We start from the raw sequence: 12,842 nt of genomic DNA, 5'->3' as shown, positions 1-12,842 counted from the left end.
TTTATACTCGTAAACCTAAAACTTTTCAAAATGGTTTACAAGTCGATTATGACCCAGGACGATCTCGCCTTCGACAAGCAGCATATCTGGCACCCTTACACCTCCACCACCCGCCCCCTTCCCGTCTATCCGGTGGCCTCCGCCCACGGCTGCGAGCTGCACCTCGCCAGCGGCGAGCGGCTGGTTGACGGGATGTCCTCCTGGTGGGCGGCGATTCACGGGTATAACCACCCGCGCCTGAACGCGGCGATGAAGGCGCAGATTGACCAGATGTCGCACGTGATGTTTGGCGGGATCACCCACCAGCCCGCGGTGGATTTATGCCGCCGTCTGGTGGCGATGACGCCTGACTCGCTGGAGTGCGTGTTCCTGGCGGATTCCGGCTCCGTGGCGGTGGAAGTGGCGATGAAAATGGCGCTGCAGTACTGGCACGCCAAAGGCGAAGCGCGCCAGCGTTTCCTCACCTTCCGCAACGGCTATCACGGGGATACCTTCGGAGCGATGTCGGTGTGCGATCCGGACAACTCCATGCACAGCCTGTGGAAGGGGTATCTGCCGGAAAACCTGTTCGCCCCGGCGCCGCAGAGCCGCTTCGACGGCGAGTGGAACGAGATGGACATGGTCGGCTTCGCCCGACTGATGGCGGCGCATCGTCACGATATTGCTGCCGTCATTCTTGAACCGATCGTGCAGGGCGCGGGCGGAATGCGGATGTACCACCCGGAATGGCTGAAGCGTATTCGCAGGATGTGCGACCGCGAGGGCATTCTGCTGATTGCCGATGAGATCGCCACCGGCTTTGGCCGCACCGGCAAGCTGTTTGCCTGCGAACATGCGGGTATTGCGCCGGATATTCTATGCCTCGGTAAAGCGTTGACCGGCGGCACCATGACGCTCTCCGCCACGCTCACGACCCGCCAGGTGGCCGACACCATCAGCGACGGTGAAGCCGGCTGCTTTATGCACGGCCCGACGTTTATGGGTAACCCGCTGGCCTGCGCCGTGGCGAGCGAAAGCCTTGCGATTCTGGAGAGCGGCGAGTGGCAGACGCAGGTTGCGGCGATAGAAGCGCAGTTGAAAGCGGAACTGAGCGCCGCCTCGGGCGCGAATTTCGTGGCGGACGTGCGCGTGCTGGGCGCCATTGGGGTGATTGAAACCACCCATCCGGTGAATATGGCGGCGCTGCAGCGCTTCTTCGTGGACCAGGGCGTGTGGGTCCGGCCTTTCGGCAAGCTTATCTATCTGATGCCGCCGTACAGCATCACGCCAGAGCAGCTTCGAAAATTAACCGACGCGGTTGTGACAGCCGTTAACATTCCCGCGCATTTCACGATTTAACCCAATGCATTACACTTGCTGAACGAGCGATCAACGAGGGTAAACCGTATGAAAATCATCAGTAAAGATCTGCGCGACGGTGAAAAGCTGCCGGAACGGCACGTTTTCAACGGCATGGGGTATCAGGGCGATAACATCTCCCCGCACCTGGCGTGGGACGAGGTTCCGGCAGGCACCAAAAGCTTTGTCGTGACCTGCTATGACCCGGATGCGCCAACCGGTTCCGGATGGTGGCACTGGATCGTGGCAAACCTGCCTGCCGACACGCGCGTGCTGCCGCAGGGTTCCGGTTCAGACCTGGTTGCCCTGCCTGAAGGTGCCATTCAGACGCGTACTGACTTCGGTAAAGCGGGCTACGGCGGCGCGGCGCCACCAAAAGGGGAAACTCACCGCTATATCTTCACGGTGCACGCGCTGGACGTGGAGAGAATTGAGGTCGATGAAGGCGCGAGCGGCGCGATGGTCGGGTTTAACGTGCATTTCCATTCCCTGGGGAGCGCGTCGATTACGGCGATGTATTCGTAAAAAAAGCCGGGTGGCGGCTACGCCTTACCCGGCCTGGATTTCGTACTCGTAGGCCCGGTAAGCGCAGCGCCACCGGGCAAAAAAATCACAGCACCGAAGGTAGCAGCCCCGCCAGCCGCCCTTCTTCCAGAAGCTGCATCGCCTTATCAATATCCGGGGCAAAGAAGCGGTCGTCGTCGTAATGCGTGACGTGCTCGCGCAGCACCTGGCGCGCCTGCTCCAGCAGCGGGCTGGATTTAAGCCCTTCACGCAGATCGATACCCTGACTTGCCGCCAGCCATTCCACCGCCAGCACGCCGCGGGTGTTGGAGGCCATCTCCCACAGACGACGCCCGGCAGCCGGTGCCATCGAAACGTGATCTTCCTGGTTTGCAGACGTTGGCAGGCTGTCCACGCTGTGCGGGTGCGACAGCGCCTTGTTCTCACTTGCCAGCGCGGCTGCGGTCACCTGGGCAATCATAAAGCCCGAGTTGACCCCGCCGTTACGCACCAGGAACGGTGGCAGCTGGGACATATGTTTATCCATCATCAGCGCGATGCGGCGCTCGGACAACGCGCCGACTTCGGCAATCGCCAGCGCGATATTATCCGCCGCCATTGCCACCGGCTCGGCGTGGAAATTACCGCCGGAGACCACCTCGTTTTCCTGGGCGAACACCAGCGGGTTATCGGACACCGCGTTGGCCTCCACCAGCAACACCTCCGCCGCCTGGCGCAGCTGCGTCAGGCACGCGCCCATCACCTGCGGCTGGCAGCGCAGGGAATACGGATCCTGCACCTTCTCACAGTTGTGGTGTGACTCCGCGATCTCGCTGGTGTCGGTAAGCACGTGACGGTACATCGCGGCGGCATCAATCTGTCCCCGCTGACCGCGCACCTCGTGGATGCGGGCATCGAACGGGCGACGCGAGCCCAGCACCGCTTCGGTGGTCAGCGCACCGCACACTACCGCCGAAGCAAACAGATCTTCCGCTTCAAACAGACCGCGCAGCGCGAAGGCGGTCGACGCCTGGGTGCCGTTCAGCAGCGCCAGCCCCTCTTTCGCCGCCAGCGTGATCGGCGTTAAGCCGGCTTTTTTCAGCGCCTCTTTCGCAGGAAGCCACTCGCCCTGCCAGCGCGCTTTGCCTTCGCCCAGCAGCAGCAGCAGCGACATGTGCGCCAGTGGCGCGAGATCGCCGGAGGCACCGACGGAGCCCTTCGCCGGGATCCACGGATAGACCTCCGCATTAACCAGCGCCATCAGCGCCTGAATCACGCTCAGGCGAATACCGGAGAAACCGCGCGCCAGGCTGTTGATTTTGAGCACCATCATCAGACGGACAATCTCATCGTCAAGCGGCTGACCGACGCCCGCCGCGTGCGACAGCACCAGCGAACGCTGCAGATTTTCCAGATCGTGCGTCGCGATGCGGGTCTGCGCCAGCAGCCCAAAGCCGGTATTAATCCCGTAAGCCGTGCGCCCTTCGGCAACGATGGCTTCAACGCAGGCCACGCTGTCGTTAATGGCGGCGTGGGCGCTTTCATCAAGCGACAGGGTGACCGGCTGACGCCAGACGTTACGCAGCTGCTTGAGCGTCAGTGAGCCGGGAGTGAGTGTTAACGCGTTCATTCATGCTTTCCTTGTGTGGCAGGGATCATCGGCAGGTTAAGTCCCTGCTCTTTGGCACAGTCAATGGCAATCTCGTAACCCGCATCCGCGTGACGCATCACGCCGGTGGCCGGGTCGTTGTGGAGCACGCGGGCGATACGCGCGGCGGCTTCATCGGTACCGTCGCAGACGATGACCATCCCGGAATGCTGGGAGAAACCCATTCCCACGCCGCCGCCGTGGTGCAGCGACACCCAGGTCGCGCCGCTGGCGGTGTTGAGCAGGGCGTTCAGCAATGGCCAGTCGGAGACCGCGTCCGAGCCGTCGCGCATGGCTTCGGTTTCGCGGTTCGGGCTGGCGACGGAGCCGGAGTCCAGGTGGTCTCGGCCGATGACGATCGGCGCGGAAACTTCACCGCTGCGCACCATTTCGTTGAAGGCGAGGCCCAGTTTTTGACGCCACTCCAGCCCTACCCAGCAGATACGCGCCGGCAGGCCCTGGAAGTTAATGCGCTCGCGGGCCATGTCCAGCCAGTGGTGAAGATGCTCGTCATCCGCGACGATCTCCTTCACTTTGGCGTCGGTTTTGTAGATATCCTCCGGGTCACCGGACAGGGCAACCCAGCGGAACGGTCCGATGCCGCGGCAGAACAGCGGGCGGATATAGGCCGGGACGAAGCCGGGGAAGTCGAAGGCGTTACTCACGCCCATCTCTTTCGCCATCTGGCGGATGTTGTTGCCGTAGTCAAAGGTCGGAATGCCCATCTGGCTGAAGGCCAGCATCGCGGAGACGTGTTCCGCCATGGCGCGTTTCGCGGCAAGCACCGTGCCTTCCGGGTCGGTCTCCGCTTTTTGCTGATAGTCTTCCCACGACCAGCCTTTTGGCAGGTAGCCGTGCAGCGGGTCATGGGCGCTGGTCTGGTCGGTGACCAGATCCGGGCGCACGCCGCGGGCAACGAGTTCAGGAAGAATGTCTGCCGCGTTGCCGCACAGGGCAATCGACACCGCTTTGCCTTCGGACGTGTACTTTTTGATGCGCGCCAGCGCGTCATCGAGATTCTCGGCCTGTTCGTCGACGTAACGGGTACGCAGACGGAAATCAATGCGGCTCTGCTGGCACTCAATGTTCAGCGAGCACGCGCCGGCCAGCGTGGCGGCCAGCGGCTGCGCGCCGCCCATCCCGCCAAGACCGGCGGTCAATACCCAGCGGCCTTTCAGCGAGCCGTTGTAGTGCTGGCGACCGGCCTCCACGAAGGTTTCGTAGGTGCCCTGCACGATCCCCTGACTGCCGATGTAGATCCAGCTCCCGGCGGTCATCTGGCCATACATCGCCAGCCCTTTCGCGTCGAGTTCGTTGAAGTGTTCCCAGGTGGCCCAGTGCGGCACGAGGTTAGAGTTGGCGATCAGCACGCGCGGGGCATTTTTGTGGGTTTTAAACACGCCAACCGGCTTGCCGGACTGCACCAGCAGGGTTTCGTCGTTTTCGAGTTCGGTCAGTGCCTTAACAATGGCGTCATAGCATTCCCAGTTGCGCGCGGCGCGGCCAATGCCGCCGTAGACCACCAGCTCGTGGGGGTTTTCCGCCACCTCAGGATCAAGGTTGTTCATCAACATGCGCAGCGGGGCTTCGGTGAGCCAGCTTTTGGCAGTAAGGGTGGTGCCGCGCGCGGCGCGGACGTCCTGCTGGCGGTATTTACCTGACGACATTGTGTGCTCCTATACGGGACAGATGATGCATTTAGATATACTTGTATAGACAAGCACACACAAGGTCGGATTTAACAAAAAAGATACAATTTTGTTATATTGCGTTAGCGATCACGCTTATAAAACTTATGACATAAAGTGGCCCTGCAGCCGGTAACGGTTCCCCGGGAAAAGCAGACGGGCATGTGACACGATGTGCGACGAGGACCAGGTTCGACGGCGGATCAGCAGGCACGGGTCGTGCTCTTTAATGCGCAGCCGTTCGCACTCCTGCGGCGTGGCGCGCACGGCTTCCACAATGTGCTCCCCTTCCGTCAGCGGTGCGACGAGCGAGAGATAGGCATGCGGCGTGGTCTGGGTGTAATCCTGGTTCAGATAGTCCGGTATCCGTTCGGCGTTCACGCAGCGATCTTCAATCTGCACCGGAATGTCGTTTTCGAAATGCACCATCACGGAGTGGAAGATGCGGCTGCCTTCTTTGACGTTCAGCTCTACCGCCTGCTCGGCGCTGGCCTGGGTCTCTTCGAGCACCAGCACCTCACAGCGGTGCTGATGATTACGCGCGGCAATCTCGTCCGCAATGCTGCGGATTTCAAACAGGGCGGACTGCCCTTTCGGCTCCGCCACAAACGTCCCCACGCCCTGAAGGCGTACCAGAAGCCCTTCGTCGGTCAGCTCGCGCAGCGCCCGGTTGATGGTCATCCGGCTAAAGCCAAACTGCGCCACCAGATCGGCCTCCGAGGGAATGCGGTCGTGCGGCCGCCAGACACCGGTGGCAATTTTTTCGCTGATCGCCTGCTTCACCTTTTCGTAGAAAGGCGCGGGAGGGCTCGACGGCGGCAGGGGTGAGCGTGAAAACATCGTGACTCCTTGAATAGTGTTATGCCCACCAGTGAGCAATTTGCCAGGCCAGACGGGCGGCAAGCTTTGCGCCCTGCCCGTCCCGATCGAACTGCGGGTTAAACTCTACCAGATCGGCGGCCTGTAGCTTACCGCTACGGCAGATTTGTTCGATGACGGGGAGGAGATCCAGTGCCGGTATGCCTAACGCAGCCGGAGCGGAAACGGCAGGCATTTCGCTGGCGGGCAGGACGTCCAGATCGATTGTCAGGTAGACGCGATCGGCCTGGGCCAGCACCTTTTCCAGCGCGGATAGCGCATCGCGCCTGAAATGGAGATCCTCCACCAGCGTGACGTTCAGGCGTTCAGCCTCATCCCACAGCGCCTGCGTGTTCGCCGCCCGGCTCACGCCAAAGCAGGCGTACTGAAATGCCCGCCCGCGCTCATCGCAGTAGTGCGCCAGCTGGCGAAACGGCGTGCCGGACGTCGCCCGGTCGGCCTTGCGCAGATCGAGATGGGCATCCAGGTTGATAATGACCACCCGCTCGTTCGGGAAGGCGTCCAGCACGCCGCGACCGTGCGCCCACGCGGTTTCGTGTCCGCCGCCAAAGACCAGCGTGCGCATCCCGGACCGCTGGCATAACGTCACGGCATCGCTTAACGCCTGCTGTGCCGCTTCCAGCTCGTCACCTTCAACGTAAACCGACCCCATATCCGCCAGCCGCTCGTGTCCCAGATGGCTTGCCATATTTGCCAGCGCCTTACGCAGCACATCAGGCGCCTGCACGGCGCCGGGCCTGCCCTGATTACGTTTAACCCCTGCATCACATTCAAAGCCTATCAGCGCAATGCCGGATGCCAGCGGCGTGAACGTCCCCTGCTGCCGTATCGTCTGGAAAATGCGCGTTGCGTTGCTGGCCTCGGCGCTGTCGTCGCGCCCCTGCCAGACCGTTTCGGCGACGGGCCGCCATAACCTCATACTGCCTCCCCACGGAAAATACGTTGATACAGCGGATTGCGTCCCGGCTCGTAGACCATCTCTACCGGATGGTGTGCATCCCAGACGATGAAATCAGCGACAAACCCGGCTCGTAGCTGTCCGTGGGTTTCCCCGCGGCCCAGCGCCTGCGCGGCATGGCGCGTGACGCCAGCCCAGGCTTCCTCGGGCGTCAGGCCAAACTGGACGCAGGCCATGTTCATCGCCAGGTGCAGGCTGGCAAACGGGCTGGTGCCGGGGTTATAGTCGGTGGCGACCGCCATTGGCACGCCCTGTTTTCTGAGCTGTTCCACCGGCGGACGCTGGCGCTCCTGCAGAAAATAGAACGCGCCGGGCAGCAGAACCGCCACCGTGCCGCTTTGCGCCATCGCCTGAACGCCTGCGTCGTCAAGATATTCGATATGATCGGCTGAGCGTCCTTTATACCGGCTGACCAATGCCGCACCGCCCTGATTCGACAGCTGCTCGACGTGACCTTTCACCGGAATACCGAGCGCGGTCGCCGCCTTGAAGAGGCGCTCGGTTTGCGACGGGGTAAAGCCGACGTTTTCACAGAACACGTCGACAGCTTCAAACAACTCTTTTTGCCACAGCGTGGGCAATATTTTCTCGCAGACCAGCGTGAGGTAGGCATCCGGATCCTGTCGGTATTCCGGCGGAACGGCATGGGCCGCCAGCAGCGTTGGGCTGATATCGATCGGATTATTGAGGCTCAGCTGGCGTGCGACCTGCAGCATTTTCTCTTCGGCCTCGGCGTTGAGGCCGTATCCCGATTTGATTTCAATCGTGGTCACGCCTTCATTCATCAGACGCTGAAGCCGCTGCTGTGCCAGCTTAAGCAGGGTTTCGGGTGAACTGCTGCGCGTCGCCGTCACGGTCGCGTTAATCCCGCCCCCCTGGGCGCTGATGGTTTGATAAGAGACACCGTTCAGACGCTGCTCCCACTCCGCCGCGCGATCGCCGCCAAACACCAGGTGGGTATGGCAGTCAATCAGGCCCGGGGTGACCAGACGACCCTGAAGATCGACACAGTGAGTGTGTCCGGCCGGAATGTCAGATTCAGGGATCACGGCAAGGATAGTTTGACCCCGTATAACCAGGGCGTGATGATCTTTCAGTCCATAGGGCGCACGGACGTCCGGCGCCATCGTAGCCAGTCGCGCATTTCGCCATATCACATCGTCAGGATGAATCTGCTGCATGGGATTTCCACTTGTCATGGGTTGTATAGACATTTATTTTCATCTGTTGTCTGCTGTCAACCGACTTTGCGGAAAATGTTATTTATTTGTGATCACTTACCCGCCGCTCCAGGGCTAAAAATGCAACTTTTACCCTTTTTATCTTCCCGTTTCGCTCAACTTAGTATAAAAAAGCAGGCTATTTCGTCTATCCCGTAAAGACTTGCATACCCAGGAGCTTCACCTTGAACATTTCCAGGATTTCCCGTCTGGCGTTAGCGCTCGCCTTTGGCGTGACCTTATCCGCATGCAGTTCAACCCCACCGGATCAGCGCCCTTCTGAGCAGGTCGCGCCCGGTACCGCCTCCCGCCCGATTTTGTCCGCTGATGAAGCGAAGAACTTCGACCGTGCGCACTACTTCTCGTCGATGGATCCTAACGCTGCGCCGTGGACCCCGTCTTCGATTAACCTGCCGAAACAGCCTGACTTCGTGGTTGGCCCGGCAGGTGCGCAGGGCGTAACGCATACCTCGATTCAGGCTGCGGTAGATGCTGCCATCACGAAACACAGCGCGTCTCGCCAGTACATCGCGATCCTGCCAGGCGAATATGAAGGCACCGTGTATGTTCCGGCTGCACCGGGCAGCATTACGCTTTACGGTCTGGGCGAAAAAGCAATCGACGTAAAAATTGGCCTGGCGATCGATTCTGAAATCGACAGCAACACCTGGCGTCACCTGGTGAACCCGGCCGGTAAATATATGCCGGGCAAACCGGCGTGGTATATGTTTGATAACTGCCAGAGCAAGCGTTCCGCCACCGTTGGCGTGATGTGCTCAGCGGTGTTCTGGTCTCAGAATAACGGTCTGCAGCTGCAGAACCTGACCATTCAGAATACCCTGGGCGACAGCGTTGACGCCGGTAACCACCAGGCGGTCGCGCTGCGCAGCGATGGCGATAAGGTTCAGATTAACAACGTGAACATTTTGGGTCGTCAGAACACCTTCTTCGTGACCAACAGCGGCGTGCAGAACACCCTGCAGAATAACCATCTGACCCGTACGCTGGTAACCAACAGCTACGTTGAAGGTGACGTGGATCTGGTCTCCGGCCGCGGCGCGGTGGTATTTGATAACACCGATTTCCGCGTGGTGAACTCACGTACCCAGCAGGAAGGTTACGTGTTTGCTCCGGCAACCCCGTCGAACCTCTTCTTCGGCTTCCTGGCCGTGAACAGCCGCTTTAACGCTGCCGGTGACGGCGTGGCGCAGCTGGGACGCTCCCTGGACGTGGACGCAGCGACCAACGGTCAGGTGGTGATCCGCGACAGCGTGATCAACGAAGGCTTCAACATGGCGAAGCCGTGGGCGGATGCGGCGATCTCTAAACGTCCGTTCTCCGGCAATACCGGTGCGGTGGACGATAAAGGGAACGTGCAGCGCAACCTGAACGACGCTAACTTCAACCGTATGTGGGAGTACAACAACCGCGGTCTGGGTAGCAAAGTGGTTGCTGAGCCGAAGCAGTAAGCTGTCCTTTTGCCGGGTGGCGGCTTTGCCTTACCCGGCCTACAGGTTATGTAAGCCCGGTAAACGCACTGCCACCGGGCATAAAAAAACCTCGCATTCGCGAGGTTTTTTGTTTTAAGCCGCTTAGTGAGCGTTAACCACCACCCACATCGGCCCCTGGCCTACGGCGTAGCGCCCTTTCTCTTCCAGCAACCCCTGCTCGCCTTTAATTTCATACAGCGCGATGTGGTGGGATTTCTGCCCCGCCGCAATCAGGTATTTGCCGCTGTGATCGATATTAAAGCCGCGCGGCTGGGTTTCCGTCGGCTGGAAGCCTTCAATCGCCAGCACGCTGCCGTCTTCGGAAACGCTAAACACGGTGATCAGGCTGGAGGTGCGGTCACAGGCGTACAAATGACGGCCATTTGGCGTAATGTGAATATCCGCCGCCCAGCGGGTGTCGGAGAAATCAGACGGCATCATATCCAGCGTCTGCACGCACTCAATCTGACCGTTTGGATCTTTCAGCTCCCATACGTCCACGGAGCTGTTCAGTTCGTTGACCACATAGGCGTACTGCTGGTTCGGATGGAAGACCATATGACGCGGGCCCGCGCCTTCTACCGTCGTGACTTCAGCTGGATTCTGCGCCACGAGGTGACCATCGTCGCTCAGGGTGAACAGGCAGATACGATCCTGCTTCAGGGCAGGCACCCACAGCGTGCGGTTATCCGGAGAGATATTCGCCGAGTGGCAGCCTTCCAGCCCTTCCACCACATCCACGGTTTCGACCGGAATGCCATCTTCCAGACGCGTTACGCTGACGCAGCCCGCATTATACGAGCCGCTGAAGACAAAGTTGCCTTTACGATCGGTTGAGATATGGGTTGGACTGCCCGGCAGCGGCGCTTCGGCAGTGTAAGTCAGCGCGCCGTCGTCCGGAGAGATGCGATAGGCCAGCACGCGAAACTCCGGGCGCACACCCACGTACAAGAAACGTTTATCCGGGCTGATGACCATCGGCTGTACCTGGCCTGGCACATCAACAACCTGAACCAGCGTGAGTGTCCCTTCGGTATTTAAGCGCCAGACGTGGATCTGCTGGCTTTCAGGACTGGCGGTATAAACGGTTTGTTTCATGAATATTCACTCCTCACTGCGCATGAAAGTAATTAACTTTTGACGGTGAATGCTGAACTGTCGACAGGAATTTTGAAGCATTCGCCTCTCGGTGTACCATCCCATCAAAACGTAAATTCAATATTAACCCGGGAAAACAGATGACCTCGCGTGTGATTGCTCTGGATTTAGACGGTACCTTACTGACGCCGCAAAAAACCCTTCTCCCCTCCTCCCTTGAAGCGCTTAAACGCGCGCAGGAAGCGGGATATCAACTCCTTATCGTAACGGGTCGACATCACGTAGCCATTCACCCTTTTTATCAGGCACTGGCGTTAGATACACCTGCAATTTGTTGTAATGGCACTTATTTGTATGATTATCAGGCAAAAAAGGTTTTAGCCTCCGACCCGCTGCCGGTTTCCCAGGCGCTGCAACTGATTGATCTGCTGGATGAGCATGCCATTCACGGCCTGATGTATGTGGATAACGCAATGGTCTACGAGCGCCCTACCGGCCACGTGGTGCGCACCAGCAACTGGGCGTTGTCCCTGCCTGAAGCGCAGCGTCCGGTCTTTACCCAGGTATCCTCCCTGCGTCAGGCAGCCCAGGACGTTGAGGCTATCTGGAAATTCGCCCTGACGGATGAAGACACGACCAAACTGAATACCTTCGCGAAGCACGTCGAGGAAACGCTGGGGCTGGAGTGCGAGTGGTCCTGGCACGATCAGGTGGATATTGCCCGCAAAGGCAACAGCAAAGGCAAGCGTCTGACGCAGTATGTGGAATCACAGGGCTGGTCAATGCAGGACGCGATCGCCTTCGGCGACAACTACAACGACATCAGCATGCTGGAAGCCGTCGGTACGGGCGTGGCGATGGGCAATGCCGACGACGCGGTAAAAGCGCGCGCTAACGTGGTGATTGGCGACAACACCACCGACAGCATCGCGCAGTACATTTATACCCACCTGCTGTAATCAGGCGGTGATCGAGACGCTCTTAATTTGCGCGTAAAGCCACAGGCCGGGTTTGATCCCTAACTCATCCCTGGCCCACGGGCTGATGCGCGCCCAGAGCGTCCGGCTTCCCACCTCGAGCTTCACTTCCACCTGGCCGTTATCATCAAAACACTCCGCGACTTTGGCGCGCAGAATATTTCGAATACTGGTTTGCAGCGGCGGCTGCAGCACCAGCGAGACGTCAGATGCCTGAATACGAATACGTAGCGCGGACTGCAACGGCTTGTCGATCTTATTGACCCACAGGTGCTGATCGCCCAGCGCCAGCGCCGTCATCGCGTAGTGCGGATGGTGTTCCAGCACGCTCACCTTCAGAATGCTGCTCTGCTGTTCCCGGGGCAGCCACGGGTGCATGACGCTGCTGCCCCACACCTCTTCCAGGTTGCCGAAGGCCTTGACGCTGCCCTCTTCCAGCACCAGCACTTTGTCGGCCAGATGGAGGATCTCATCCAGCGAATGGCTGACGTAGAGCATCGGAATATTAATTTCTCGCGTCAGGCGCTGCAGGTAGGGCAGGAGCTCACGTTTGCGCGGAATATCCAGCGAGGCCAGCGGTTCGTCGAGCAGCAGCAGTTCGGGCGCGGTCAGCAACGCGCGGCCAATGGCCACGCGCTGTTTTTCTCCGCCGGAAAGCGAGGATGGCAGCCTGTCGAGCAGTGGCTCAATGCCTAAAAGCGTCACCAGCTTATCAAACTGCCCGGCCATGCTTTTCGCCATGCCGTAACGCAGGTTGCCGCGCACGCTGTAGTGCGGGAATAAGCGCGCGTCCTGGAAAACATAGCCAATGCGGCGTTTATCCGGCGTGAGATACACCTTGTTTTCCACGTCGTTTAAGACGCGGTTATTCAATACAATCCGTCCTGACTGCGGGCGCGTCAGGCCGCTGATGGCATTTATCAGCGACGTTTTTCCCGCCCCCGAGACGCCAAAGATGGCAGTGATACCGCTTGCAGGCAGCGTCTCGTTAAGCGTCAGGGTATGGTTTCCCAGCGTCTGGGTGAAATTCAGTTCCAGCATG

General features: G+C 59.6%; 11 protein-coding genes. 4 read left to right on the top strand and 7 right to left on the bottom strand.

The annotated features are described in order from the left end of the window. The first annotated feature begins 48 nt into the window (after positions 1-48). Together bioA and FHC48_RS04250 are read left to right on the top strand one after the other, a co-directional pair. Complete coding sequence (bioA, locus tag FHC48_RS04255) at positions 49-1,338, top strand: adenosylmethionine--8-amino-7-oxononanoate transaminase (protein WP_072253811.1); 1,290 nt, start codon at positions 49-51, stop codon at positions 1,336-1,338. A 48-nt stretch (positions 1,339-1,386) separates the two neighbouring features. Continuing rightward, a complete protein-coding gene (locus tag FHC48_RS04250; RefSeq protein ID WP_021240999.1) occupies positions 1,387-1,863 on the top strand; it encodes a kinase inhibitor in 477 nt (158 codons plus the stop codon). Positions 1,864-1,948: 85 nt separating this feature from the next. Here the strand turns inward: FHC48_RS04250 and hutH are convergent, their stop codons facing one another. The 5 genes from hutH to hutI form a co-directional block, all read right to left on the bottom strand. After that, positions 1,949-3,472, bottom strand: coding sequence for a histidine ammonia-lyase (hutH, locus tag FHC48_RS04245; protein ID WP_220420508.1), 1,524 nt, complete (start codon positions 3,470-3,472; stop codon positions 1,949-1,951). Next, on the bottom strand, positions 3,469-5,157 hold the full coding sequence (gene hutU, locus FHC48_RS04240) for a urocanate hydratase (protein ID WP_021241001.1): 1,689 nt from the start codon (positions 5,155-5,157) through the stop codon (positions 3,469-3,471). Before hutU ends, hutH begins: the two co-directional genes overlap by 4 nt. Before the next feature lie 126 nt (positions 5,158-5,283). Then, entirely contained in the window at positions 5,284-6,018 is a 735-nt protein-coding gene (locus tag FHC48_RS04235) for a histidine utilization repressor (protein ID WP_008501127.1), read from the bottom strand. A 19-nt stretch (positions 6,019-6,037) separates the two neighbouring features. Next, positions 6,038-6,976: a formimidoylglutamase gene (hutG, locus tag FHC48_RS04230; protein WP_032674405.1), complete on the bottom strand. Its 939-nt coding sequence runs from the start codon at positions 6,974-6,976 to the stop codon at positions 6,038-6,040. After that, on the bottom strand, positions 6,973-8,196 hold the full coding sequence (hutI, locus tag FHC48_RS04225) for an imidazolonepropionase (RefSeq protein WP_059362967.1): 1,224 nt from the start codon (positions 8,194-8,196) through the stop codon (positions 6,973-6,975). The genes hutG and hutI overlap by 4 nt, the downstream gene beginning before the upstream one ends. 224 nt (positions 8,197-8,420) lie before the next feature. Between hutI and FHC48_RS04220 the strand changes: the two genes are divergently transcribed. Continuing rightward, complete coding sequence (locus FHC48_RS04220; protein ID WP_059362964.1) at positions 8,421-9,704, top strand: putative acyl-CoA thioester hydrolase; 1,284 nt, start codon at positions 8,421-8,423, stop codon at positions 9,702-9,704. A 123-nt stretch (positions 9,705-9,827) separates the two neighbouring features. Here FHC48_RS04220 and pgl read toward each other — a convergent pair whose 3' ends face one another. Next, entirely contained in the window at positions 9,828-10,823 is a 996-nt protein-coding gene (pgl, locus tag FHC48_RS04215) for a 6-phosphogluconolactonase (RefSeq protein ID WP_023292974.1), read from the bottom strand. Positions 10,824-10,963: 140 nt separating this feature from the next. Between pgl and FHC48_RS04210 the strand changes: the two genes are divergently transcribed. Further along, on the top strand, positions 10,964-11,782 hold the full coding sequence (locus tag FHC48_RS04210) for a pyridoxal phosphatase (protein WP_220418762.1): 819 nt from the start codon (positions 10,964-10,966) through the stop codon (positions 11,780-11,782). Here the strand turns inward: FHC48_RS04210 and modC are convergent, their stop codons facing one another. After that, positions 11,783-12,841, bottom strand: coding sequence for a molybdenum ABC transporter ATP-binding protein ModC (gene modC / locus FHC48_RS04205; protein WP_008501121.1), 1,059 nt, complete (start codon positions 12,839-12,841; stop codon positions 11,783-11,785). It lies immediately after the preceding gene. Position 12,842 lies beyond the last annotated feature (1 nt).

The organism is Enterobacter sp. EC_50, from assembly GCF_019584525.1.
In the GTDB taxonomy this organism is placed as follows: Bacteria; Pseudomonadota; Gammaproteobacteria; order Enterobacterales; family Enterobacteriaceae; genus Enterobacter; species Enterobacter roggenkampii.
Note: the sequence above shows the minus strand (reverse complement) of the source record. Positions and strands in the feature narration are given on the sequence as shown.

Bases quoted from the DNA above. Each gene is read 5' to 3' on its own strand.
- modC (WP_008501121.1), bottom strand. From the start codon at position 12,841: ATGCTGGAACTGAATTTCACCCAGACGCTGGGAAACCATACCCTGACG.
- pgl (WP_023292974.1), bottom strand. From the start codon at position 10,823: ATGAAACAAACCGTTTATACCGCCAGTCCTGAAAGCCAGCAGATCCAC.
- bioA (WP_072253811.1), top strand. From the start codon at position 49: ATGACCCAGGACGATCTCGCCTTCGACAAGCAGCATATCTGGCACCCT.
- hutG (WP_032674405.1), bottom strand. From the start codon at position 6,976: ATGAGGTTATGGCGGCCCGTCGCCGAAACGGTCTGGCAGGGGCGCGAC.
- hutH (WP_220420508.1), bottom strand. From the start codon at position 3,472: ATGAACGCGTTAACACTCACTCCCGGCTCACTGACGCTCAAGCAGCTG.
- FHC48_RS04250 (WP_021240999.1), top strand. From the start codon at position 1,387: ATGAAAATCATCAGTAAAGATCTGCGCGACGGTGAAAAGCTGCCGGAA.
- hutI (WP_059362967.1), bottom strand. From the start codon at position 8,196: ATGCAGCAGATTCATCCTGACGATGTGATATGGCGAAATGCGCGACTG.
- hutU (WP_021241001.1), bottom strand. From the start codon at position 5,157: ATGTCGTCAGGTAAATACCGCCAGCAGGACGTCCGCGCCGCGCGCGGC.
- FHC48_RS04235 (WP_008501127.1), bottom strand. From the start codon at position 6,018: ATGTTTTCACGCTCACCCCTGCCGCCGTCGAGCCCTCCCGCGCCTTTC.
- FHC48_RS04210 (WP_220418762.1), top strand. From the start codon at position 10,964: ATGACCTCGCGTGTGATTGCTCTGGATTTAGACGGTACCTTACTGACG.